Raw genomic sequence first — 26,344 nt, forward strand, 5'->3', positions numbered from 1 at the left:
TTGATTAAAAAGAATGAGAAGAAGTGTTTTTTTTCTTTTAACATTTGTATTTTTTAGAGCTTTAGCTTTTGATGTGAAAATTCATCAGTTAAAAAATGGATTTTGGGTAAGAACTCGTAAATTTAATATAAAGGTCCAATTCTATAGAGATAACATAGTCAGGGTTGTTAAGTGGTTACCTGAGGGCTCAGAAGAGAAGTTAAGTTTGGTTATCCTCTGGGATACTTTACCAAATGTGATGGTGGAGCTTAAAGAGAATGATAGAGAGATACTCCTTAGCTCTGAAAGGGTTAAAGTAAAAATATCTAAAGAAGAGGGGAAAATTGAGTATTTAACAGCGGGTGGTGAAATTATTTTAAGAGAAAAAGGGGAACCAAAATTTATACCTGTTAAAGACAAATATGAAAAGGCTTTTAGTGTTGAGCAAAAATTTATTTTAACCCCGGACGAAGGAATTTATGGTCTCGGACAACATCAAGATGGATATATGAACTATCGTGGGAGGAAAGTTCTTCTTGTCCAAACGAATACTGATGCGGTTATTCCCTTTTTTATTTCCACTCATAGATACGGAATACTATGGGATAATTACTCTAAGACAATCTTTGAAGACAAGGAGGGAGAAACTTTGCTCTGGTCAGATGTTGGAGATAATATTGATTATTACTTTATTTATGGGAAGGATATGGATGAGATTATTAGTTCTTATAGAAGCCTCACTGGGCAAGCTCCAATGTATGGTAAATGGGCTTATGGATACTGGCAAAGTAAAGAGCATTATGCGACTCGTGAGGAGTTATTAAATATAGCGCAAGAATATCGTAGGCGGAAAATTCCAATTGATAATATTGTCCAAGATTGGCAATACTGGGGAGGGAATGATAAATGGAGTGGAATGATATTTGATGAAGAAAGATATCCAAATCCGGAGGAGATGATAAAAATTCTTCATGATTTGAATTTTCATATAATGTTCTCCATCTGGCCTGGTCTTGGTCCCAATACTCAAATTTATAAAGATATGGAGAAAAGAGGATATCTTTTCAATGTTATTGGATGGGCAAGTTTCAAATACTATGATACTTTTATTCCTGAAGCAAATGATCTATATTGGAAATATTTGAAGAAAGGTTTGTTCTCTAAGGGAGTTGATGCTTGGTGGGTTGATTCCTCAGAACCAGATATTGTAAATGCAACAACTAAAGAGTCACAAGAATACGAAATGAAAAAAATTGGAAGGAATTATCTTGGAAGTTGGGCAAGATATTTAAATGCTTATTCGCTTTTGATGATGGATAAGTTATACGAAAATCAGAGGAAAGAGACAGATAAAAAGAGAGTTTATATCCTTACTCGTTCGGCCTTTTTAGGTCAACAAAGAGCCGCAGCCACAACTTGGTCTGGAGATATTGGAGCTAGTTGGGAAATTTATAAAAAGCAAATCGCTGCAGGAATAAATTTTTGTATGTCGGGTATTCCATATTGGACTTTTGATATTGGAGGTTTCGTTCTTGGAGCTTATGGAGGTGTTTTCTCTAAGGGAGGAAAAGACCCATCTTATCAAGAACTTTATGCTAGAATGTTTCAATTTGGTGCTTTCTGCCCTATTTTCCGCGCTCATGGTTCTGAGACTCCTCGAGAAATCTGGGAGTTTGGAGAATTTTCAGAATCAATGATAAAAATTGACAATTTACGCTATCGTTTACTTCCATATATTTATTCTCTTGCTTGGAAAGTAACAAGTGAAGGATATACAATTATGCGTGGCTTACCAATGGATTTTACAGAGGATAAAAGAACTTATTCAATTAGTGACCAGTTTATGTTTGGCCCTTCAATAATGGTATGCCCTGTTACTGAATATATGATTTACCGTCCCCCAGATTCTAGCATTCTTATAACTCCAGAACATTTTCGAACAAAGGATGGGAAATTAGGATTACAGGCTAAATATTATAAAGATTCAGAATTTAAAATCCTATCTTATGAGCAAATAGAACCAAATATAAATCATCGTTGGTATACAGGAAGACCCTTCTATATGACTGATTCTGCCTTTTCTGTTAGATGGGAGGGCAAGCTAATTCCAACTGAGACAGGTAAACATCAATTTCACTTGAAGAGTTACGATGCAAAACGTATTTTTTTAAATAGAAAGGAACTTCCTTTTATTTATACAAGCGTAGAGCAATACACAGATTTTGTGGAATTAGAGGCAGGGAAGGAGTATGAATTTATTTTAGAAATGCAAAATAGGTCAACTGGTGCTGCTAAAATGAAATTATATTGGAAAACCCCTTCAATATTCAAGAAAGAAGAGATTATTGAAAAAAGAGAGAAAAAAAGGGAAGTTTATTTACCAAAGGGGTGTAATTGGATAGATTTCTGGACAGGGAATAAATTTAGAGGGGGACAAGAAATCTCTTCGGATGCACCTACAGATAGGATCCCATTATTTGTTAAAGAGGGGTCTATAATTCCAATGGGACCATTTATTCAATACTCTACAGAAAAGCCACCAGATCCCATAGAACTTAGAGTATATCCGGGAGCTGATGCTTATTTCACTTTGTATGAAGATGAAAATGACAATTATAATTATGAAAAGGGGTTATACTCAACTATCCCTTTTTGTTGGAATGATGAAAGAAAAGAGCTTACGATTGGAGATAGACAAGGGTGTTTTCCCGGAATGCTTAAAGAGAGAACCTTTCGGGTTATTCTTGTAAAAGAGCTTCATGGTATAGGTATAGAGATTACAAAGAATCCTGATAAGACTATTTTATATAAAGGTAATAAAATTACTGTTAGTTTTAAAAATGGAGGGGATAATGAGTAAAAAGTTAAAAAATATCATTATTTTTATTGTTATGATGTTATGGAGTATAAGTACTGAAGGAGAGGTCCTATCAATTGATTCGGCTGAGATTACAGGTGAATATAAAATTCCGCCTTGCCCAGAATGGGTTCATAATGCGGTTTTTTATCAAATATATCCTCAAAGTTTTTATGATTCTAATGGAGATGGGATTGGAGATCTTAATGGGATAATTCAAAAATTGGATTATGTGAAGAGCCTTGGCGTGGATGGAATTTGGATAAGTCCATTCTTTGAATCACCATTTAATGATGGAGGTTATGACATATCAAACTATTATAAGGTAGCTCCTCGTTATGGGACAAATGAGGATGCGAGGCGTTTATTTAAGGAAGCAAAAAAACGAGGATTAAAGATTTTATTTGATTATGTTGTGAGTTATACAAGTATTGAACATCCCTGGTTTCGAGAATCCGCAAAACAAGAGAAAAACAAATACTCCAATTGGTATATTTGGACTAATAATACTTGGGTAGATCCTCCCTTAGAATATAGGGCTTCTTTTATAAAAGGCTATAGTAGGCGAAACGGACAATTTATGTATAATTTTTATTGGAGTGAGCCAGCTTTAAATTTTGGATTTCTTTCGCCCACTGAGGATTGGATGTTGCCGATTGATCATCCAGATGTTCTTGCAATGCAAGAAGAACTAAAAAAGGTTTTGCGATTCTGGATGGATATGGGGGCTTCTGGTTTTAGAGCAGATATGGCTGGGGCTCTTGTTAAAAATGCTCATATAAAAGAAGGGGATGAGCTCTTTCTTAAGAGAGACGAAGGGACAAAGAAATTCTGGAATGAAATAAGAAAGATTATTGATAATGAGTATCCTGAAGCTTTTATGGTTTCAGAGTGGTCATATCCTGAGGCTGCTTTAAATGGTGGTGGATTTCATGCAGATTTCTATCACTGGTTTCCGGGATACAATGACCTTTTTCAAAAAGAAAGCTGGAGAATCTTAAATGGACTTTCGGAAGGGCATAGTTTTTTTGATAAAGAAGGTAAGGGAAATATTACTAATTTTCTTAAGAGTTATTTAGACCAGTATAATAAAACTAAGGGTAAAGGTTACGTTAGTCTTCCAATTGGAAATCATGATCTTTCTCGATTAAATATCCAGAGATCAACCATAGATCTTGAAATTATTTTTGCTTTCTTGCTGACAATGCCTGGGATTCCTTTTATCTATTATGGGAATGAGATTGGAATGCGTCAATTGGAAGATGTGCCTTTTGTAGAAGGAGCTTATAAACCAAGGGCAGGAGCCAGAACACCGATGCAATGGACCGGAGGGAAAAATAGAGGTTTTTCAACCGCTTCTTGTGACAAACTCTATTTGCCTGTTGATACAGCTCTAGATGCGCCAAATGTGGAAAGTCAAGAAAAAGACCCAAATTCATTGTTGAATCGGGTTAAAAAACTTATCCAACTTAGAAAAAATGAAATAGCCTTAACTGCTTATGCCGAATTTGTCCCAGTGTTCGCAAAGGAAAATACCTATCCGTTTATATATGCTCGGGCATACGAAGATGAAATGATACTGGTGATATTGAATCCTGCCGCAAGAGAAGAAAAAGCTAATTTCAGTCTTAAACCTCTCATTAGTCATTATGAACTATTAGCGGGCAGGGAAATGAAAATTGAGATAAAGGGAAGTAAGTATCAAGTTACAACACCCGGACAGAGTTACGCAATATACAAACTCGTGAAATAATTGGAAGGTACTATATAATTGACTTTCCAGAGTCTGATATTAACGAGGAAATTGAGAATATTCATAATAGTTTTTCCCCTGGATTAACACAACAACCAGGGTCTGTGGCCAACATATTTTATGTTTCTTCATGAGCTCTTCCATGAGATCTGGCACATTCATCCTTATAAATACATCGTTTCCATTCGCCTTCCAATGAATTTCGATTTCTAAGCTTTGCCAGAATTTGAGAATTCTCCCATATTTGCATGATGTTTTCCTCTCATATTCCCCAACTTTATCTGGAGGAGCATACATGGTATTACATCTGGTATACATGGGACAGCCAGGTACTCTTATTAATATTGGGCCATCTGTTTGTGCTTCTGTCAACAACTTCATAATTTCTTTCCTTTCATTTGGTTGTAACACCTTGTTGGGAGTTCCCTTTTAACTCTTGGAACCTGGAGCAAATCGAAGAATTCAGCAGCTATTGTCCCATAGTCTATAGCCAGTTTTAACATATTCGGTATTTCATCTACGGTACCTCTTCTAATGGCCATCCTAAATTGGAAAGGCCAACCAACTTCCTTGCATGCTTTAGCACCATCAATAGATATCTGTACAGCCATAATACCAGAGGATTTCAATCGTCTAGCTATATCTGGGTCAATTAGTCTACCGTTACTACCAATGATTATCCTCAATCCTTTTGTAGAGGCATACTTAGCAATATCGAAAAAATCATCTCTGTAGAGTAGTTCCCCTCCGTTGAAAATCAAGAGCTTTATCTCTAAATTTCGAGATCATCCAAAAGTTTTTTATTCCTCTGTTGAAAATTCATTAGGGGTCCGGCTCTTCGGTAGCTTCGCTATAACAGTGTTTGCATTTAAGATTACATTTTCTTGTAATAGCATATGAGACAAGAAATGGGGGCAGAATAAGTGTTTTATGAATTTTCTTCTTATCCTTTTCTCTTTTATAACGGTTCTCTTTTTTATTTTTTTCTGATTTGGAATTTTACGTTTTGATATTTAATTTTTATATTTTTATTTTGCCAATATCTCGACCGAATCTGGCTTCAATCCTTCGGAAGTAGCTAGGAGGGATACTCTTCCTGGTCTATCTTTTGCCTGAACAACAACAAGGCACAATCCATTGAATGCTTTTATATAATTTGCTTTAAAGGGTTCGTGGCTTATTTGAGAACCATTATCAACCCCTATAATTGATCCTTCCCCTTTAATTTCAAAATTAATTAGATTACTAGCATATGGCACTAAGACTCCTTTTTCATCAACCACTTTTACTATGATGAATGAAAGGTCTTTTCCGTCTGCTTTAATCTTTTTACGGTCGGGCTCAAGGATAATTTTTGAAGGCTTTCCAGCAGTTTTAACCTCTTTTACAATAGGCTTTTCTCCTTTTTTCTTGCCAATAGCTTTAAGTGTGCCTGGAATATAGTTTACCCTCCACACTAATTTATAATCATTCTCATTTTTTTGTTTTTTCCCTAAGGATTCACCATTTAAAAATAATTCTACTTCATCATAATTTGTATAAACCCAAACATCTATAATATCTTCTTCTTTCCAGTTCCAATGGGGCAAGAGGTGTAAAACAGGCTCATCGCTCCATTCGCTCTTATAGAAATAGTAAGCATCCTTTGGGAAACCTGCAAGGTCTATTACCCCGAAATAAGAACTTCGTGCTGGCCAGCCATAAGGTGTAGGTTCACCAAGATAATCAAAACCGCTCCAAATGAACATCCCGGAGATAAAATCGTATTTTTTTACTATTTTCCAGGTTTCCTCATGGGTTGAGCCCCAGGGAGTTCTACAGTTGTCGTATGATGAACAGGTATAATCAGGGTTTCCGGTTGACAGCGGTAAATCCCAGCGAGGAGGCCAGATTCTTATACTATCCGAAGGCATATCATAGTGTCCCCGAGTGGCTAAAGATGAATTTGTTTCAGTAGCGATTAGTATTTTTCCAGGATATGTTTTAGGAAAATCTACAAATTTATCGTGGCTATAATTATAACCAATCAAATCTAAAGCCCCTGATTTAATTATAGGATTTGAAGGTTGAGTCTCATTACAAGCAGCTGTTACTGGACGTGTTGGATCAACATTTTTTACAATTTTTACAAGTTCTTTTGTGATAATAGAACCAACACTATCTTCTTTATCCCATTGTTCCATAACTTCATTACCAATACTCCAGATAAAAACTGATGGATGGTTACGATCTCGTCTAATCATATCTTCAAGATCTTTTTTGTGCCATTCTTTAAAATATAAATGGTAGTCAAATTCCATTTTCTTTTTTTCCCAGACATCAAACGCTTCATCCATTACAATAAAGCCCATTTTATCACATAAATCCAATAGTTCAGGTGTTGGAGGATTATGGGAGGTTCTAATCGCGTTACATCCCATTCCTTTTAAAATTTCAAGCTGACGCTCTAGAGCTCGGAGATTTACAGCCGATCCTAAACATCCAAGATCATGGTGATTGCAAACTCCTTTAATTTTAATGTGTTTCCCATTAAGAAAAAATCCTTTTTCTGGATCAAAGTTAAAATAACGGATGCCAAAACTCGTTTCATAATCGTCAAATATTTTCCTTTCATACTCGATTTGAGAAATAGCTTTATAAAGATAAGGATTTTCGATTGACCATAAAATTGGATTTTTTATCTTGATTTTCTGAGTGGTAGAGGTAATAGAATCTTTTAAAATTATTAGAGAAGAAGTGTTGGCAATTCTTCTACCTTTTTCGTCATAAATGAGTGTTTTTAAGGTTATTTCTTGAGGTCCTTCTATTCTTTTTCTTATATCTGTCTTAATATTTATTTCCGCTATATTTTTTGTTATTTTTGGTGTTGTTATAAATGTCCCCCAATTGTCTACAAAAATTTTATTTGTATACACCAACCATACATTTCTATAAATTCCCGAACCGGAATACCATCTTGAGTTGGGTTGTTGAGAATTATTCACTCTTACTGCAATTACATTTTCTCCCCCAAGGTTAAGATAAGGGGTAAGTTCATATCTAAAAGAGATATAACCATAGGGCCTTTTACCAAGATAATGCCCATTTATCCAAACTTCACTATTTTGATAGATACCCAAAAAATCAATAAAGATCAATTTATCTTTTTCCTTTTCGGAAATAACGAATCTTTTTCTATACCATCCAATTCCACCTGGTAAAGCTCCTCCAGCTGGAGTAGTTGGATGGTCTTTGCTAAAGACTCCTTCAATGCTCCAATCATGAGGTAGGTCAAGAACTCGCCAATTAGAATCATCAAAATCAGTTTTTTCTGCACCTTCTATTTCACCCAAATAGAATTTCCAGTCTTTACAAAAGTTTTCGATTCTTCGAATTTTAAAAGGTGTGCTATTGCAAAGAGATGATAATATTAGGGTGTAGATTATAACTCTAAGATAAGATCTAATTTTCTTCATTCATTTTTATAGATACTGATTTACCATTATATTTTATCGTTTTATCTGGTCTTCGCTTGAAATCCAACCCTACTTCTTTTTTCTTGGAAACCCATATGATATTGATTGTCCTTTCTTTTAGCATCCCTGGAAATTCTCCTTTTCTTTCTCCTATTGTTAATGTTTTTGCCTTCTCTTCGTAAATGAAAGGTATTATAGAAAAAATATCTTTTTCATAATTATAATTTACATTTTCATCTTCATATAGATCAAATTTTGCATCTTTTCCTGTGTAAACATATAAAATTAGAGGTTCTGCAGGTTTTTCAGTTGAGTACTGGATTTCTGGACCGAATGGAATGATTGAACCTTCCTTTACGAAAATTGGTATCTCTGAGTAAGGTGCAGAAGCCAGAATTGTTTCTCCGCCTTTAAAATATTTACCGTTTTTTAGCTCATACCAACCAGTTTCTTTTGGTAGATAAACCTTACGGGTTCTTGCTTTATACTCAGTTACAGGATTTATTAAAAGAGCAGGTCCAAACATAAATTGGTCTCCGATATTTAATACCTTCTCATCATAGGAAAAATCCATAACCAGAGCCCGCATTATTGTGTAATCTTTTTGGGTAACCATTCCAACCAAGGAATAGATATAGGGCATTAATCTATAACGTAATTTATCGTAATATAACATTGATTTATATGCTGGATGAGTATCAGGAGCTACGTTAAAAATTTCTCTATAAGGGAATTGTCCATGTACTCGGAATAAAGGGCAAAATGTACCAAATTGGAACCATCTTGTCATTAACTCTCGCCATTCCTCAAGAGTCTCTCCTTTTGCATTCTCGTAACGAGGTTCAACGGCAAATCCTCCTATATCAGTTGTCCAGTATGGGATACCTGAGAGACAAAAATTTAACCCTGCAGGAATTTGGGCTCGAAGATCTTCCCATCTTGCAGCAACATCTCCACTCCATGTGGCTGCTGAGTAGCGTTGTTGTCCAGCGAAAGCTGAACGAGTCAAGATAAAAACTCTCTGATTTGGTTTGGTTTTTCTTTGCCCTTCATAAACTCCTTTACAAGCCATTAAAGAATATGTATTTCTATATCTTGCACAACTCCCTAATGCTGTGGGGTGCATCCTAAGACAAGTTTCTTCCATTGATAGGTTTGATTGAATGTCAGGTTCGGTAGCGTCTAGCCACCAAGCATCAAAACCTTTAGAGAATAAGTGCTCATTGATTTGTTTCCAGAATAGGTCCCGAGCTTCTTCGCTATAAGGATCATAAAATGTTGATAGATATCCTGCCCCAACCCAATCTTTTTGCTCTTTTTCAATATTTCGAAGATAAAGCCATCCTTTTCTCTTGAATTCTTCATAATGTTCTGTTCCTACATAAAATTTTGGCCATACTGATATCATAATTTGAGCGTGGAGAAGATTGTGAAGTTCCCAAACCATACCTTGAGGGTCTGGATATCTTGTAGAATCAAAATCGTGGGAACCCCATTTGTCTTCCTCCCAATAGAACCAATCTTGGACAATGTTATCAAGAGGTATTCTTCGCCTTCGAAATTCTCTAACAACTGAGAGTAACTCCTCTTGAGTTTTGTAACGTTCTCGGGATTGCCATAAACCCATAGCCCATTTGGGCATCATTGGGGCTTTTCCTGTAATTTTCCGATAACCCTGAATAACTTCGTCTAAGTTTTCTCCATAGATGAAGTAATAGTCAATCTGGTCCCCAACCTCTGAGTAAATAGACCAGGTGTTTTTATCATCTTCCTCTTCTGGGCTAAGATATTTCAAACCAATAAAACCTCCATTTGGTATCCACTCTATTTTTATTTTATAACGTTTTCCTTTTTCCATTGAGAACCTAATTATATGTATCCAGGGGAGCCAATTTTGTCGCCATGAATCAACTAATAGAGTATCATTCAACCACATTTTTGTATACCCCGAACAGTAGAGTCTGAATTTATGGATTCCTGAGTATTGAGGTTCGATCTCTCCACTAAAGCGAACACTCCCTTCGTTTAAATTGAAATTCTTTGGAAATGTATCGCGAAGATCAATGAATTCATATTCTATTCTTTTCTCAATCCTTGATGCGACCAATTGTTGGAAGTCTTTTGTATTAAAGAACTCCACACTGAGCCCACCTTCTTTACCTTCTTTATCAAATAATTTTAGTGAAGAGAGTGATTCGAAGTCCCTTATGTCTCCAAATTTGGTTCTCGAATTGTTATCCCATAAGATCCCGTAATTTTTATTAGAAACTATGAACGGAATAGCCACAATGATATTATGTTGCCAGAGGTCCACATCATAACCTTTATAATTCATAATTCCATTTTGATGTTGCCCTAATCCGTAAAATCCTTCAAGAGGAGAAGAGTTAAAAATTTGTTGGATGTGATAAGTTTTTTCTCCCATAACATAAGTTGGTGTAATTATTTTACCTTCTTTTCTTTCTTCGAGAATTAAATGGCCATTTGGATCATAAAAAGCAATATTCCCTTTTTCTTTTTGAGCTTTAATTATAACCTTAGAAGTAGAAAGAATAAATTCATTCTCTTTTTCTTTTAAGGACCATCCTATGGGTTCCCAATTTGTTTTCTCAACCATTAAACTTGGTCTGATTGAGAAACTCTTTTCTTGTGTTGCTGTAATATGGATAATATTTTCTGAACACACCTCTATTTTCAACATTCTTGGTTCCGTAGGTTTTTCTTTTTTAAGTTTGAGAATGAGCCCATCAGGTATTTTTTTATATTCCCAATTTAATCCACAAATTATAAGTAGAAAAATACTAAACACTTTTTATTTCCAAGAATTTCCTATTCTAAATCTCGCTTATATAAAACATTTCTTATTTCAAATTTAAAATGAAAGCCCAAGCGTTACCCTTTCCGCAGAGTTTAAGTATCTAAATTCACTATATGAAAAGTCAAGTTTAATATTACCCGTATTTATCCCGAAACCAAGACAAACTTTTTCTTCGTCATAATTAAATTTATAACCTGCTCTTAGCTTTAGAATTCCTATAGAATATTCTCCTCCAATCTGTATTCTTTCAGAATAATCTCTTGAATGAACAGCATCAATAGCTAAAAGAAATGATCTACCAGGGTGCTCTCCAAATAGGTCGAGTAAGTCCATACCAATAGCTATCTTAAATGTGAGCGGGAGTTGGAAATCATAAACTTCATATTTAACTGATGGAGAAAAATTTCGGACAGACATTCCAAATCTAAAACTTTTAAATCCAGGATAAAAGATTGTGCCGAGGTCATAAGCCATTGTATACGTTTCATTTTCTTGGATGAATATTGAGTCTGTTTCTTTGTTTAGCATTCGGGTGGAGCCAAGGTGTTGATACGCATATTTAATATGCCCACCTATCATAAATTTATCTGTAAATTTCCGGGCATACGCCAAACCGAAAGAAAAGGTGCTTACTTCCAGGGGGCCGGTTACTTCATATCCTTTTTCGTTTGTTTCCGAAACAATAGTTCCAATAATTTCTCCGTAGTCTGGAGAAGGGATAAGACTAAAACCGAAATTTCCCCAATTTCTGCCATTTATAGCTATACCAATTGCATTATAGGCTATATTAGCAAACCATGCGGTTCTTGAAATTATAAAGTCAAAATTTCGGTTTTCCATTTGTGCCATTCCCGCAGGGTTATGGAAAATTGCATTAGCGTCATCGGAAATAACAGTATAAGCTTCCCCCATTGCACCAGGTCTTGCTCCAACACAAACGTCAAGAAACTTAAAGCCTGTCTGAGCTAACTTTTTAATTGCAAGAACCTTATTGGGTATTATTAGAATTAATATTATTAAAAATTTCATAAACTTTCTCATCTTTCCCTCCCTATCTGACTATTACAAACTTTACATTTTTACTTTGGCCTTGAGGCGTTGTTATATGAGCAATGTAAAGACCACTTACAACCATCTGTCCGGAGTCTGTTGTTAAAAAGGTCTGATGGGTGGGATCTGACCAAGCTTCTCCACCAGAACCATTCGTATGCTCAATAGTTTTAATTAGGTCACCTGTCTCATTATATATCCTAATAGTGCAAACTGGAGGTAAGTTTAGAAACATTAGTTTGTATTTCCCTTCTTCCCCTGAGTATTGAAGTCCTAAATCTCCAGCCCTCATACTGTATGGATTTGGGACAACAAGAACACTATCAAGGTTTTCTGCTGCTGGAGGGCAAAGTGTTGTTGAAAATGTGGTTCTGGTTAACCATTTACTACTTTCTAAGGATTCTGTAAGTTCTCCAAAATCTGACTCTCCTCCTTTATCAAAAGCTGTAATATAGTAGTAATAATTCTGACCCTTTAAGGCGGTTGAATCTTTAAATGAATGTTCTATTATGGGGCTATATATAACCTCTCCACCTGGATCTTTACCTCCACACTGATAGATAAGCTTCCATTCTCCTATAAAACCAGCATTTGAGTAAGTAGGTCCTGGGTTTCCTAAGGCTCTATATATCCTATACCCAGTAAAGTCTGGAGCTTCTTCAGATTGAGAACCCCAAGAAAGTTCTATATACTCTGGTCTTGAATTAACATAGAAGAATTCAGGTGGTGGAGGAGGGACAGGAGCAGAGTAGCCATTATCAAAGTTCCATTGAGCTCGGAGGGCATTATGCTTTACAGAATCTAAAACGGAAAAAATCCATTCATCTTTTGCTAAGGTTGCCGAGTCATTAACTGGACTACCATGCCAGATTTCAGGATACTCATACCACTTATGGGGACACTTCCTCGGTCCATCATAACGAAGGGTTCCTGCAAGCCACTTTTGTCCTATCTCATAACTTGTCCGAGCATCAAGACCACCTAAGGAGAGGACCTGAACCAGCCGGAGTGAATCTCCAAGTTCAAGACGATAAGGACCAAAACTTGCTTGAGCTGGAGCATGCCAGACTTGATACCAAGATATTTCAGTTGGATGAGAACCTGGCAAATCAATAGATGGGACGTTATGATAAGTATTGGGGAAAGGTTCTCCTATCCAATAATGCATTGGATCAGAAGGAGGAATGTCCTGCATAAGATAAACATCATTATCATATAAAGGATCAGGATTTACTGTCTGTCCGTATTTCATTACATTATAAACCGTTATCCATTCGCTTTTTGGTCTTTCTCCCGAATGATATTTGAAGGCATAATCATTACAAAAACAGTTAGAATTACTTCTTGGTTGGGTTGAATCGTCAGAAGCTGGATTATTGGGGAACTGTTCTTCTACGGGATGAAGACCATCTTTGGTCTTAGGAGCGAATATTGTTGCAACACAGATGTTTGCCGATTCGTCAATATAACCTCGGTCGTATTCGCCGAAACATTGAGCTAAGGAAAATCCTAAGGCCCAGGTTCCTCTCATGACCCCACCAGGTGTGGGTATTGGATACCAAAACTGAGCCCGTAGGGGCATTGAATCAAGTTGCTCTGGAGTTACTCCCCACCAATCAGTCCAACTATTTGAACCCCAACTAACCTCTACAGGCATAAACTGTGCTTGTCTCATTATATAAAGAGAATCAAGGGTTTGCCCGGGAAGCTCTATTTCTGGATCTTCGTTAATATTTCCTGTATTTACAAAGACCCAATCGTAAATAATGTAATCGTCATGATTTTTTCCTGTCCATACCAGGTATCTTGCACGAATGTCCAAGCCTAGCCATGTTCCAATGGAAGATTCGACAATTAAATCAGCTGTGCAATTATTATTTCCGGAGAAATTTTTAATATAGTCAGGATTAATCTCATCTCCTGACATTTTAGGAGGTTCAAGGTGGATCCCATCTACTACTACTTCAGGAATCTTATATCTATAATATCTCCTAATCATTGTTCCTTCTTTTACTCGGGGAAACATTTTACCTAAAGCTTCGATTTTTTCATATTCTCCAAAAGGAGCACCAGCAAGGCGGATTCTTCTTCCTTCTGGATCGGCAACAAGGGAATCCGGACCTTGCCAGTTTACGACTCCCAAAACAAGAGCAAAACAGTGAACAATTTCCCAAAAGTCTTCATCCACTTTTGCATATGCCACAGACATTCTGTTTGTTGCCTCTGTCTGTCTCCCAGAGGCAACAACCTTCATCCAAACGTTATTTACTTTGATATCCCTTCTAATATCAGGATAAGAAGGTAAGGGATAAATAGTCATTACAGAGATAAGAAGCAATATATTTAGAAACTTTTTCATTGTAATCGCCTCCTTTTTATTTAAAAATCCATCTTAAGCCCGAAAGAAATCCTTCTTGGATCATGAAATGCTAAGAAAGTTACATTTGGATCATTAATATAGGGTTTCTTTTCGCTGCAAAGGTCTCCAACCTTATCGTTACCAGGCTCATATTCTTCTTTGCCTTCAAAAACTGGATCTTCATAAATCTTTAATTTTAGAGATCTTAAGTAGTCTCCTTTATCATCTTTTCCCCCTTTGAAACCGTTAGGATCTAGGTATCTCCAATCGAGGAGATTCTCCACTTCTGCAAATATACTTATATTTAAACTCGCAAAAGAAATACTCTTAGCAAGTTTGGCATTTAATGTTCTCCAGGGTTGCCATTGTAGATTATATTGGAATCTTGGTAATCCGGTTCTTAAAGGATCCCATGTTTCCCAAAAACCAGCTTTCCATTCATAAAGGAAAGAAAGATCAAAGCTTCCAAAGATAATCCCCCATTCCTTAGGAGAAGAAAATTGGATGAAAGCATTCATTCTTGGCTGAGGTCTAGAAACAGCTTCTATTGGATCTCGAAGGCCTTCCTTTTGATTTTTTATTGGGTCTTCATAATAAACTTCTCTTCCAACAGTTCCCCAAGTTTTTACCATATAGTCGTAATTTATCCAACCTTTTATATTTCCAAAACGTTTCTCAAATCTGAACTCAAAGCCTCTAATATCCTCATAATTTGTGTTCTCTACAGTTGCATAATTTATATCTCCATAGTAACTTTCGTATCTAACCCAAGCAGTCTGTCTATCTACATCTTTGTAATACCCTGCAAGGTGAGCCCAGAACATTCCAATTATATTAAAATCGGCGCCTAATTCGTAAGCAATGGTTCTCGGCATACTAGCAGAAGGATTCCCCAACGCCGCCATAGGATCTCCTGGTTTCCCAAAATGCATTAAATACATATCTTTGGAAGAAGCCATTGAATAGAAATGACCATAGTTAAAATACAATTTCGCATTCTCTGAAATTGGATGTGAGATTCCAATTCTTGGACTCCATTGCATTTGAGCCTGGACTGGTGTCATTACTTCAGGAGGAGGATTGCTTGATCTTAATGTATCTTTAAGTTGAGCTGTAAAGATTTGTGGGAAGCGTTCCTTAAATGGCCACTTGCAATTAGGATTATTGTAATCCATTCTAAGACCAATATTTGCAATGAATCCTTCAAATTCAAGCTTGTCTTGAATGTAAGCTCCTCCTCTTATTGGTTGATGATCCCACTCAATAACCCAACGTTCGCCACCTCCATATCCAGGAAAGTTCTTTTCTGCATAAGTATACATATCATCATAGTTAAAAACAAAACCGGCTTTTATTTCATTATATTTGTTTAATTGACTTGTAATATCAAACTTTAAATTATAAGTTACAACGTTAGAAAGGTCAATTGCACAAGCTCCATTTCCACCCATAACTGCGTTGTCAGCTGATTTTAGTTCTTTATAAGTGTAACCAAAAGGAGATTCTGTTACTTCGACCCCACTTGGAAGAGTGTATTTAGTAAGAGTATCTCTTTTAGGAAGAGGTTCTACTCCAGGATCCATAAGCCTTTCAAACCAACTTTGATTTGTGTCTACACCAAAAACGCCATTACACTTGTTTTCGGAAATAATTCGAGTGAATCTCAAGGTATAAAAAGTGCTTTGGTTTAGAGAATGGTCGATAGAAATTCCTTGCATATCTTTATCAATAACAGCAGGAGAAAAGGCACAGGGGTAATAAATAGTGCTAAGTCCCCATTCTCCATCTACATATTCTGAACTTTCTTTATTGAACACATCTTTACCGCTCATAAAAAAGCCCCCAGGATCTCCTTTACCATAAGAACCGCCTCCTAAAATCCCAACGCTTCCTCCTGCTTTTTCTCCAGTTGCATAAGCACCTAAAGTATAAATTACTTCTTTCATTCCTTCTAATGAAAGTTTCATATTTTTAGTTAAAAAAGATGTAATTTTTAAACTAGCGTTCCACTCATGATAAAATTCTTGGCCTTGATTCACAGGAAGTCCAAATTGTTGGTAATCAGTTCGGTAAGAAGCAAGAAAAGTAAGATTGCCTAAATGTTTCCCTATAATTGGCAAAGGTCCTCCAAAGGAGCCATCTACATTCCAGTCAGGTTCGTCTCCGTAAGTTCTATCTCTCGGATGCCCATGATAATCCTCTGGGATTAAATCTGAGGTTCCTTCTACACAATGAGTCCACATAAATTCTTCATAAGCCTGTTGTGGAGTCATGCCATGTGCAGGTCCATAAGTATTCCATCCTTCCCATTTGCTCCTAAGATATTTGTAAATCGTATCTTGCCCAGCTTTTTGTCCATATTCCTCAAGCCAAGCTTTATATCCATGGAATGCGACGTTTTTCCCACTTTTAGGAAGAGTGGTGGTATCCAGATAAGGTCTAAGTAAAACGTTTTTAGGATTGAATACAGAAGGTCCTCTATGTTTCATTTGTGGTGGGGCATATCTAAAATTGAAGGTTCCTTCATATTTTTCAAAAGAAGGCTCTTTAGTTACAATATTAATAACCCCCGAACGGACATTCCCGTATTCAGCATTGAATCCCCCTTTTAAAATATTTAGTTCTTTAATAGTAGAAATATTGGGAGTCATCAGCATAGAATTAGAGCGGTTATCCACAAGCATAAGACCATCTACCATGAATGCAGTTTGGTCCATTCCTCCTCCCCTAACTTTCCAGTTCTCTACTCCAGATTGCAGATTTATATACTCGCTTATATCTGTTACCAATGGAACCGCTTCTATTTCTTCTCTTTTTGCACTGATCGTGCTAGAAGAAATGTCCATTTTTATCACTTCTGCTTCGGCTCTTACGGTGATCCCCTCTGAGGGAAGAACGGTAGGTTTAAGTTCAAATTTGATTTGAGTTGTATGGTCTGCAGTTACTTCAATCCTTGTTTTTGTCACACTTTCGTAGCCCATCATACGTGCTTGAATACTGTAAATGCCAGGTGGAACATTCATAATGAAGAAAAAACCATTTTCGTCACTCGCAGCACCCATACTAGTTCCTTCAATTATTACATGAGCTCCTATTAGAGGAACGCCTTTTTCCGCATCTATTACAACCCCAATAATCTTTCCCGTAATTCCTGCTTGTGCTTGTGGGGAAAGAAATAAGAACAAAAAGACAAGTCCTACAACTCCAACCCATCTAGAAATAAAAACACTTCTCTTCATTTGGCCCTCCTTTTTAAGATTTATAAATGGGGGAATAGAAAAACAAAGAAGTAAGGTTTGGATAGAATGTTTGATGAATTTCTTTAAGATATTGAGGTTATAAACGCTAAATTTTATTAGGCCCTTTAAATTCTTTTTTAAAATAATAGAAAAATCATCCTTTTTAATTTTTCCTCCTTATCCTTATTAAATATTACTCTTTTATCTTATTTATATATTACAAGAACTTCTTTGTCAAGGGTAAAATTTTGGAGGAGTCGATAGCTAATTTTTATTAAGGATAAGGCTTAGTTTTAATTTTTGTTATTTAAGGTTGCAAAAGAGGGAGTAATTAATATAATATAATATGCCAAGAATTATAAAATTGGAAGAAGTTGATTCTACAAATGAGTGGGCGAAAAGGAATCTTTCTAAATTGGAAGATTTGGATAGTGTAATTGCAGAGGTGCAAACTCAAGGGAAAGGGAGAAATGGAAAGAGTTGGTTTTCTCCAAAAGGGGGATTGTGGTTTTCTGTGATTCTTACTAATTTTAATGGAGGAATTGGGGCTCTTTCTCAACTTTGTGCTGTTAGTGTTTGTGAAATTTTGAGTAAGTTAGGGGTAAATCCAAAAGTGAAATGGCCTAATGATATTATTTTGAAGGGTAGAAAATTGGGGGGAATTCTTACAGAAAAAATAAAAGATAAATTCATAATAGGGATTGGCCTAAATATTAATCTAAGCAGTTCGGATTTTCCCATTCCTCTTAAAGATGTTGTGATAACAATGAAGGAATTGTTGCATAGAGATCTTGATACAAAAGAGATTGCGAAGAATATAGTAATAAGTATAGCAAAATTTAGAAATAATTTTGAAGAGGTTTATAAAAGATATGTGGATCTTAGTGAAGATATTGGAAGAATGGTGAAAATCAAAGATGGGCAGGAGACTTTTGTAGGGATAGTTGTGAAGGTTCAGAAGGATGGGGGAATAAGGATAAAAAGTGAGGAAACCGAGAAAGTTTTTTATTCTGGAAGCATTTTTTATTTAGATTGAGTTTTTGGAATCTGGCTTTAAATAAAATGAAGAAGTTATTGATTTTCTTTTTCTTAATTCTCTTTTGCGAAAACAATAAAACCAAAATTTACTCAGGGGTTTTTACTGCTGAGAATTATTTGTTGAGATCAGAAGTTGGAGGGAAAATTTTGTCTATTTATTTTGAAGAAGGAGATAAAGTAGAAAAGGGAGATACAATCGCTCTAATAGATAATAGAGAAATAAAGTTTATCATAGAATCTATGGAATATAAAGTTAAGGGTCTTAAAATTCAACTTGAGAACTTAAACGAAGATTTAAGAAAGGCGGAAAAGCTTTTTAGAAATTCTGCAATTTCAGAAATAGAATTTGAGAGGGTTAAAAGGAGTAGGGATCTTGTAGCTACTGAACTTAAAGGGACAATTGCTTCTCTAGAGGCGCAAAAAGAAAATTTGAAAAAATTTTTTATAATTTCTCCAGTAGATGGATATATTAGCTCAAAATATTTGAAGGTTGGAGAAGTAGTAATTCCTGGAACTCCTATTTTTGAAGTGCAGGATCCTTCTTTGATTTATCTCAATATATATGTTACTGAAGAGGACTTACCCAAAGTTTCTATTGGAGATGAAGTTAAAATTAAAGTGGATGCATTCCCAGAGGATATTTTTAAGGGGAAAGTTTCTTTTATTTCAGAAAAAGCTGAATTCACACCAAAAAATATTCAAACAAAGGAAGATAGGACTTTGCTTGTTTATCGAGTGAAAATCACTGTAGAAAATCCAGAAGGAAAAATAAAAAGCGGAATATACGGAGATGCTTTCTTCTATTGATTTTGTTGTTCAAACATTTGATCTTTCAAGAAATTTTGGGAAAATAAAAGCCGTAGATAAGCTTAATTTTTCTGTTAGAAGAGGAGAAATTTTCGGTTTTCTTGGTCCAAATGGTGCAGGGAAAACAACTACAATTAGGATGCTTTGTGGGATTCTTGAGCCTTCTTCTGGAACAGCTAAAGTTTGTGGTTTTGATATTTTGAAAGAAACAGAACTCTTGAAGCCACGTATTGGATACGTTTCCCAACGATTTAGTCTTTATCAAGATCTTACGGTGTACGAAAATCTTTATTTTTATGCCAACATATATGATATTTTTGGAGAAAAAGCCAAGGAGATAATAGAGGAGATGATAGAGCTTGCTGGACTTAAAGGAAGAGAGAACACAATTTCTTATTATCTTTCAGAGGGGTTAAAGCAAAGATTAGCTCTTGTGTGTGCTCTTGTTCATAATCCTGAGCTTCTTATCCTTGATGAGCCAACAGTGGGAGTTGATCCTATTACCCGAAAAGAGTTTTGGGATACATTGAGAAAACTTGCGGATAAGGGAAAAACCTTGATAGTTTCAACCCATCTTTTAGACGAAGCTTATAAGTGTGATTCTCTTGGCTTTATGCATCTTGGTAAACTGGTTGCTTATGGGACGCCTAAGGAACTTACAAGAGGAGGAAAAGAATCCCTTGAAGAGACATTTGTAAGGCTTGTGAAAAATGCGTAAGATTTGGATGATAATTTGGAAAGAAATGATTCATTTAAAAAGAGATAAGCGGTCAATGATAATTGTTTTTGTTCTACCTTTATCTATGATAATTTTATATGGGTATGCGATTTCCTTTGATCTTAAGGGGATTCCTACAGGGGTTGTGTGTTTTGATAGATCACCTTTCATTTGTGATCTTATTTTTTCGCTTTCTGCATCTCTTTATTTTAAAATTATTAACTTTGATTCTCCGGAGAAGTTATATGAAGCCTTAAAAGGAGGAAGAATTAAATGTGGATTTATTTTCCCTCCTAATTTTTCTAAAGATAGAATTTCGAAAGGTTTTGGAGAAGTCCAAGTTTTAATAGATAGTAGTGATGGGAATTTGGGTAAAAAAATCCAGGATACAATACAACGGTTTTTTATGAAATCAGAAATAAATATTCGTTTTCTTTATAATCCCGAGCTTAAGAGCAGGAATTTTATTATTCCTGGTCTTATGGTTGTTCTTATGACATTATTAAGCGTTGTAATTATGACTCGGTCTATTGTTGGAGAGAAAGAAAGAGGAAGCTTCGAGATGTTAAGTTCAACTCCTTTAAAATCTAATACTATAATATTTGGGAAGATAATACCTTATGGATTTATTGCTTTTATTAATGTGTTTATTGTTACAGGATTTTCTTTTGTTATATTTAGGATTCCTTTTAGAGGAAGTCTTTTAGCTCTTGCTTTTTATTCTCTTATTTTTCTGTTTCCCACTCTTTCTATTGGGGCAATGATTTCATCTTATGCAAAGACTGAACTAACAGCACTTCTTGCATCTTATCTCTACACGATGCTTCCCTCAATTATTCTTTCAGGGTTTATTTTTCCAATAGAAAATATGCCAAAGTGGCTACAACCAATAACCTTTTTTATTCCGGCAACCCATTTTTTAAAAATTGTAAGAGGTATTTTCCTTAAAGGGATTAATTTCTTTCCAAATGAATCTATAGCTCTTTTTTCTCTTGGGATTTTTTATTTTATATTTACAATAAGAGGAGTAAGGAGAAAAGTAAATTGAAGAAGAGACGTCTCTTCGCCGTGGTAAAAAAAGAATTTTGTCAAATAAAAAGAGATAAAAGCCTATTCCCGATTGTAATTCTTGCTCCAATAATTCAACTTTTTCTCTTTGGATATGCAGTGAGTCTTGATATAAAAGAAGTTCCTATTGTTCTTTTAAAAGAAGGAAATGATAGGAGCTCTGAAGAAGCTATACTTTCTCTTATATCAAGTGGTTATTTTATAATAAAAGAAAATGTTTCTTCTATAAAAGAATTTGAAAAATCAATTTTATGTGGAAGAACAAAAGCAGGAGTTATATTGAGAAAGGGGGAAATAAATATTGTGATTGATGGTTCTGATAGTAACACTGCTGCCCTAATTGAAGGATATTTTGAAAAAGTTTTTGGAAAAAAGGAGCTCTTTTCTCTGGGATTAATTGTTCCACAAGGAAAAGTGCTTTTTAATCCAAATCTAAAGACAGTTAATTTTATGGTCCCAGGGGTCACTGCACTTGTTTTAATGATAATTACAATGGTGCTCTCTTCAGGGATTCTTGTTAAAGAGAAAGAAAGAGGAACCATTGAGCATATCTTTGTAACACCTGTTTCTTCTGGGGAGGTAATTCTTGGAAAACTCTTACCTTTTATGATCATAGGTTTTTTAGATCTTTTTCTTGTGGTTTCGGTAGGAGTATTTATTTTTAAAGTGCCTTTTAAGGGAAGCGTTAGCTTTTTAATCTTTGCCACATTTCCTTTTATCCTTACTATGCTTTCCATAGGGATTCTTGTATCTATAACTTCTAAGACTCAGCAACAGGCTATTATGACAACCTTTATGATAATGCTCCCAAACCTTATATTGAGTGGATTTATGTTCCCTATAGATAATATGCCATTGTTAATGCAGAAATTGACTTACTTAATTCCTGTTAGGTATTACTTAACGATACTTAGGAGTATCTTTCTAAAAGGAGCTGGTTTAAGAATTTTGTTGAAAGAGGTCATTATTCTATTTCTATTTGGTTTTTCATTTTTGTTTTTGAGTATAAGAACTTTTAAGAAAAAACTTTCTTAAAATTTGTAAGAACTTGCGTTTTTTTCTCCGGGAATTATTTTTAAAGGAATGGATAAATTAAGAACTCATAAACTAAAGAGAAAACAGAAGAGGTATTTGTTCGTTTGTGATTTTGATAAGACCTTAAGTTTTGATGACTCTGGGGTCATTTTAAGTGAAAAGATTGGGATTGACGAAGAGAAATTTGAGAAAAAACTCATAGAGATGAGGGAAAGAAATATTGTCCAATTAGGTGGAGAACTTGCTCAGCTTATTACAACAGATCCTGATTACAAAGGGAAAGTTACAAAAAATCTCTTTGAAGAAGTTGGGAGAGAAGTAAGACTTAAAAAGAATGTAGCTGAGTTAATGGAGATTTTAAATAACGGAATTGATGATAATAGATTTATCTGTTATGTTGTTTCTGCTTGTCCGGCTGAAATCATAATAACTGCTTTAAGAGAAATTCTTCCCCCTGAACACATCTTTGGGACTACTTTTGTGTATGATGCCGAAGGAAAAGTTATAGAAATAGAGAGAACCGGAGCAGGTCACGGAAAAGTTGCGATTGTAGACTACTTAAGAGAGATTAATAAAATTCCGAGAGATAGGATAATTTATGTGGGAGATGGTTCTTCTGATTTGCACGTTATGTTACATGTGAATGCTTATGGAGGTTATCCTATAGCTGTATCCTCTTCTCCATATTTAGGACATATTTCTAAAAGAACCGTTCTTTCAGATAGTGCTTTGAGTATTTTAACACCAATTTTGGAGGATATTTTAGGATATAAAGAAGCTCAAATAAAAAAATTTTTTATTGAAATTGGTCATACGATTTCCGAATGGAGTAAGGTGAAAACTGATTGGATAGTTCTTGAAGATTGATTTTTTAAAAACAATAAGGGCAGAGGACCTGCCCTTATTGGGGAAAGATAATTTTTATTTGATTTGTTTAAGATCTTCTTTTATCGCTTCAAGGTCTTCTTCATGTTCAACTTCGTCTTTTAAGATAGATTCTATAATGTTAGTTGTAACTGGATCTTTATCTCCTAAGAAATTCAAGAGACTTTGATATGCTTCTATTGCGCACTGTTCTCCTTTTATATTTTGTTCTACAATTTTACCTACCTTTGGATCTGTGGGTGCATCATATCCACAATTTGTCATTTTATACCAATCTTCTGGTTTTAGAATTGGGGTTCCTCCAAGTTGAATAATTCTTTCAACAAGCATATCCGCGTGTTTTAATTCGTCTTCTGCGTGTTCAACTAATTCGGTTACAACAGCGCCTCTCATTGGACCTGTAACAACTTTTGATCCTATCCAATATTGATAATAAGCAAGCCATTCATCTGCGAGGGCCTTATTGAGCAAATCAATAAGTTTTTTTATATCAACTTTTACAATTTCTCTTCCTTTTGTTCCCATTTTTCCTCCTTTATTTTTAGCTCCTTAATATAGATAAATAATTCCATTTTGTCAATCCCAAATGCCTCTAAAAACTTATATTGACAACTTCTTTTTTATATATATAATATAAATGAAAGGAAGGAAATGGAAGTAAAGGGGAGTGGGATAATAGTTTTATATGAATTTATAAAAACCAATTTTGGAATGAAAAATCTTAACCTCTGGCTTAACTCTCTTCCAAAGGAAGCAAAAGAAGTTTACAGTAAAAGGATTCTTGTTAGTTCCTGGTATTCACTCAAAGAATTCTTTGTTGAACCTACGAGGAAGATGTGTGAATTGTTTTATAATAAAGATTTAAAAGGAGCTCGGGAAGTTGGAAGATTCAGTGCGGAATATGGGCTAAAGAGGTTTTACAGTAGTTTTTTAAGAACTAATACCCCTCAGGCTTTGGTGAAACGAGCGTCTCAGATATTCTCAACTTATTATCGTCCCTGTGTAGTAGAGGCAGAAGAAAAAGGCGAAAAAAAGATATTGGTAAGAATAAAAGAATTTCCGGAAATGGATGAAATTGTGGAGAATCGGATATTAGGATGGATAGAAAGAGCGATTGAAATTTGGAGAGGCAAAAACGTCCAGATTAAAATAATTAAATCTTTGGTTTTAGGTGATTCTTTTAGTGAGTTTGAGATAAGCTGGGAATAAAAGTTTCTTTTTATCCTCTTGACAAAGAAAGAGGGAAAATTATTTTGTTTTCAATGGCCAGGTATATTTTATTTATTTCTTTTTTATTATTCGCGGATTTAGATGAAAAAGAGCTTGCCAAAATACAAAATAGCATAGGCTTATATTTTTTCTATTCACATGAGTGTGAACATTGCTCTTTTGTGAAAGATAGAATATTGCCTCCACTCATAAAGAAATACAACTTAAAAATTAAGTTCTTTGAAATTGGAGATCCTTCTAACTATGAATATCTTGTCTCTATAGAGGAAAAATATGGGGATAAGAATAATGAAATTCCTGTTGTGGTTATAGGAAAGTACATCTTAGGGGGGCTAGAGGAGATAGAAAAAAGTCTTGAGGAAAAAATAATAGAGTATAAAGATTCGGGTTGTGGTTTTCCAGATATAAGGAAAGAAGGTTCAGTTTCTTGTGGAAAGATAGAAGCTGTTTATTTTTATGATAGTAAATGTAAAGTCTGTGCAAGGATAAATTATGAAATTCCTTTTTTACAAAAACTTTATCCAAACTTGAATATAAAAGAATATGAAACGAGCGATAGGGAATCTCAAAAGTTGAATGAGGCTTTTTGTGAGTTTTATAAAGTCCCTTCCTCGAAAAGATTAACAGTCCCGATGCTTTTTATTGGGAATGATTATTTTACTCAAGAGGATTTAAAAAAAATGAGCTTAAAAGAGATTTTAGAAAAATACAAGGGAAAAGAAACTACTCTTCCTTGGGAAGAGGTTCTTAAATTAAAAGATAAAGCAGAAGAAAATATTCAAAAAAGATTTAAAAATATAGGGATCTTTACAATAATTTTGGCGGGGCTTATTGATGGTATTAATCCTTGTGCTTTTGCAACGATAATATTTCTAATAGCTTTTTTGTCAACTTTAGGTAAAAAAGCAGAGGAAACCCTTCTTGCAGGGATAACTTATAGCTCGATGGTTTTTATTGTTTATTTCTTAATAGGAGTTGGTTTAATTAAGTTTATTACTCTCCTAAAATTAACAAATGTTATTGGGAAGATAATTTTGAGTTGTGTCGCGCTTTTAGCAATATTCTTTGGCGTTCTTTCTTTCTATGATTACATAAAACTTAAGAAAGGGGAAATAAGTGAAGTAAAGCTTCAGTTGCCAAGAGGGGTTAAAAAAAGGATTCACTTTGTAATTAGAGAAAAAATGGGGAAAAGAAATATTTTTATAGCTTCGGTTATTAGTGGCTTTTTTGTTTCCTTAAGCGAGTTCATTTGCACAGGACAGATTTATTTGCCCACCATTGCTTTTGTAACCGGAATTCCCCAATTGAGGGTTAGAGCGTTGATATACCTTATATTTTACAACGTTGCTTTTATTGTTCCTCTTGTTGTTGTTTTCCTTAGTGTATATAGAGGAATGAAATCAGAAGCCTTAAATAAATTTTGGAGTAAAAAGGTTAAATTTGTAAAATTGGCTACTTCTTTCTTCTTTGTTTTCTTGGGAATCTTTGTAATTTTATATATTTCTTTATTTTAAGCTCCCCCTAACTAAAATATTGACAAAACTAATCAAATCTAATATAATTTAAAAACAAAGGAATCGTCTAATGTTAAAGAAATTCCAAAAAATTTCTAAAACAGAATTTAAACCGCTTAGAAATATTTTCTTTAAAATAAGTAATAAAAATTTTACGAATGAAAAAATTTTGTATTCTGCAAAAGAGAGCTTGCAAAATGCAATTTGTTTAAAATTTTATCTATTTGGGATTCAATATCTTAATTTTTGGAACAGAAATTGTATATTTGATAAATGGTTCTTTGAAAATTTAGCGGGTGTTAGTAGGTGGTTCAGGATTGTTTAACTTAATTAAAAGGAGGTTTAACATGCGTAACCTTTTATATGTTTTAGGTTTAGTTTTGCCTGTTTTTGTGTTTGGGGCGTGGGGGATTGGTTCTGCTTCTGAGGATGCCACCTTTGAGTTTATTTTGCCATCCATCGTTGCTGTTACATTAGACAATTCTAGTATTCAGTGGGACTTTACTGATATAACAGTTAATCCTAACAATCCTGAGTTT

At 34.8% G+C, this 26,344-nt stretch carries 20 protein-coding genes; 12 read left to right on the plus strand and 8 right to left on the minus strand.

The window, feature by feature from the left end:
* The first annotated feature begins 13 nt into the window (after window positions 1-13).
* Together ABIN61_05560 and ABIN61_05565 are read left to right on the plus strand one after the other, a co-directional pair.
* Complete coding sequence (locus tag ABIN61_05560) at window positions 14-2,839, plus strand: TIM-barrel domain-containing protein (GenBank protein MEO0293670.1); 2,826 nt, start codon at window positions 14-16, stop codon at window positions 2,837-2,839.
* On the plus strand, window positions 2,832-4,589 hold the full coding sequence (locus ABIN61_05565; GenBank protein ID MEO0293671.1) for an alpha-amylase family glycosyl hydrolase: 1,758 nt from the start codon (window positions 2,832-2,834) through the stop codon (window positions 4,587-4,589). Before ABIN61_05560 ends, ABIN61_05565 begins: the two co-directional genes overlap by 8 nt.
* 39 nt (window positions 4,590-4,628) lie before the next feature.
* Here ABIN61_05565 and ABIN61_05570 read toward each other — a convergent pair whose 3' ends face one another.
* From ABIN61_05570 to ABIN61_05600, 7 genes are all read right to left on the minus strand, one after another.
* Window positions 4,629-4,970 (minus strand): hypothetical protein, encoded by a 342-nt coding sequence (locus ABIN61_05570; GenBank protein ID MEO0293672.1) that lies wholly within the window; start codon window positions 4,968-4,970, stop codon window positions 4,629-4,631.
* Window positions 4,967-5,350 carry a radical SAM protein gene (locus ABIN61_05575; protein ID MEO0293673.1) on the minus strand — a complete coding sequence of 128 codons (384 nt, stop codon included), beginning with the start codon at window positions 5,348-5,350 and terminating at the stop codon, window positions 4,967-4,969. The genes ABIN61_05570 and ABIN61_05575 overlap by 4 nt, the downstream gene beginning before the upstream one ends.
* Window positions 5,351-5,617: 267 nt before the next feature.
* Window positions 5,618-8,044, minus strand: a complete 2,427-nt coding sequence (gene galB, locus ABIN61_05580; protein MEO0293674.1) for a beta-galactosidase GalB — start codon at window positions 8,042-8,044, stop codon at window positions 5,618-5,620.
* A complete protein-coding gene (locus tag ABIN61_05585) occupies window positions 8,031-10,853 on the minus strand; it encodes a TIM-barrel domain-containing protein (protein MEO0293675.1) in 2,823 nt (940 codons plus the stop codon). Before ABIN61_05585 ends, galB begins: the two co-directional genes overlap by 14 nt.
* A gap of 63 nt (window positions 10,854-10,916) precedes the next feature.
* Window positions 10,917-11,903 (minus strand): PorV/PorQ family protein, encoded by a 987-nt coding sequence (locus tag ABIN61_05590; GenBank protein MEO0293676.1) that lies wholly within the window; start codon window positions 11,901-11,903, stop codon window positions 10,917-10,919.
* Between the two features lie 10 nt (window positions 11,904-11,913).
* On the minus strand, window positions 11,914-14,271 hold the full coding sequence (locus tag ABIN61_05595; protein MEO0293677.1) for a hypothetical protein: 2,358 nt from the start codon (window positions 14,269-14,271) through the stop codon (window positions 11,914-11,916).
* Window positions 14,272-14,291: 20 nt separating this feature from the next.
* Window positions 14,292-17,510, minus strand: a complete 3,219-nt coding sequence (locus tag ABIN61_05600) for a TonB-dependent receptor (protein MEO0293678.1) — start codon at window positions 17,508-17,510, stop codon at window positions 14,292-14,294.
* 346 nt (window positions 17,511-17,856) lie between these two features.
* Here ABIN61_05600 and ABIN61_05605 point away from each other — a divergent pair, with 346 nt between their 5' ends.
* The 6 genes from ABIN61_05605 to ABIN61_05630 are packed head-to-tail and all read left to right on the plus strand — an operon-like array spanning window position 17,857 to window position 23,043.
* Complete coding sequence (locus ABIN61_05605; protein MEO0293679.1) at window positions 17,857-18,546, plus strand: biotin--[acetyl-CoA-carboxylase] ligase; 690 nt, start codon at window positions 17,857-17,859, stop codon at window positions 18,544-18,546.
* 26 nt (window positions 18,547-18,572) lie between these two features.
* Window positions 18,573-19,355 (plus strand): efflux RND transporter periplasmic adaptor subunit, encoded by a 783-nt coding sequence (locus ABIN61_05610; GenBank protein MEO0293680.1) that lies wholly within the window; start codon window positions 18,573-18,575, stop codon window positions 19,353-19,355.
* A complete protein-coding gene (locus ABIN61_05615) occupies window positions 19,339-20,073 on the plus strand; it encodes an ABC transporter ATP-binding protein (GenBank protein ID MEO0293681.1) in 735 nt (244 codons plus the stop codon). Before ABIN61_05610 ends, ABIN61_05615 begins: the two co-directional genes overlap by 17 nt.
* Window positions 20,066-21,121: an ABC transporter permease gene (locus tag ABIN61_05620; GenBank protein ID MEO0293682.1), complete on the plus strand. Its 1,056-nt coding sequence runs from the start codon at window positions 20,066-20,068 to the stop codon at window positions 21,119-21,121. The genes ABIN61_05615 and ABIN61_05620 overlap by 8 nt, the downstream gene beginning before the upstream one ends.
* The gene (locus ABIN61_05625; protein ID MEO0293683.1) at window positions 21,118-22,176 is read left to right on the plus strand and encodes an ABC transporter permease; all 1,059 of its coding nucleotides are present in this window, start codon (window positions 21,118-21,120) and stop codon (window positions 22,174-22,176) included. Before ABIN61_05620 ends, ABIN61_05625 begins: the two co-directional genes overlap by 4 nt.
* Before the next feature lie 48 nt (window positions 22,177-22,224).
* Entirely contained in the window at window positions 22,225-23,043 is an 819-nt protein-coding gene (locus ABIN61_05630; protein MEO0293684.1) for an HAD-IB family phosphatase, read from the plus strand.
* Window positions 23,044-23,097: 54 nt separating this feature from the next.
* On the opposite strand, the gene ABIN61_05635 is transcribed toward ABIN61_05630, so the two are convergent.
* Window positions 23,098-23,586 (minus strand): ferritin-like domain-containing protein, encoded by a 489-nt coding sequence (locus ABIN61_05635; GenBank protein ID MEO0293685.1) that lies wholly within the window; start codon window positions 23,584-23,586, stop codon window positions 23,098-23,100.
* 126 nt (window positions 23,587-23,712) lie between these two features.
* Here ABIN61_05635 and ABIN61_05640 point away from each other — a divergent pair, with 126 nt between their 5' ends.
* The 4 genes from ABIN61_05640 to ABIN61_05655 form a co-directional block, all read left to right on the plus strand.
* Window positions 23,713-24,270: a hypothetical protein gene (locus ABIN61_05640; GenBank protein MEO0293686.1), complete on the plus strand. Its 558-nt coding sequence runs from the start codon at window positions 23,713-23,715 to the stop codon at window positions 24,268-24,270.
* A 53-nt stretch (window positions 24,271-24,323) separates the two neighbouring features.
* A complete protein-coding gene (locus tag ABIN61_05645; protein MEO0293687.1) occupies window positions 24,324-25,805 on the plus strand; it encodes a hypothetical protein in 1,482 nt (493 codons plus the stop codon).
* A 70-nt stretch (window positions 25,806-25,875) separates the two neighbouring features.
* Window positions 25,876-26,130, plus strand: a complete 255-nt coding sequence (locus ABIN61_05650; GenBank protein MEO0293688.1) for a hypothetical protein — start codon at window positions 25,876-25,878, stop codon at window positions 26,128-26,130.
* A gap of 22 nt (window positions 26,131-26,152) precedes the next feature.
* The coding region (locus ABIN61_05655) for a hypothetical protein (GenBank protein MEO0293689.1) at window positions 26,153-26,344 on the plus strand (192 nt) is incomplete at its 3' end.

Source organism: candidate division WOR-3 bacterium, assembly GCA_039804165.1.
In the GTDB taxonomy this organism is placed as follows: Bacteria; Hydrothermota; UBA3072; order UBA3072; family UBA3072; genus JAFGHJ01.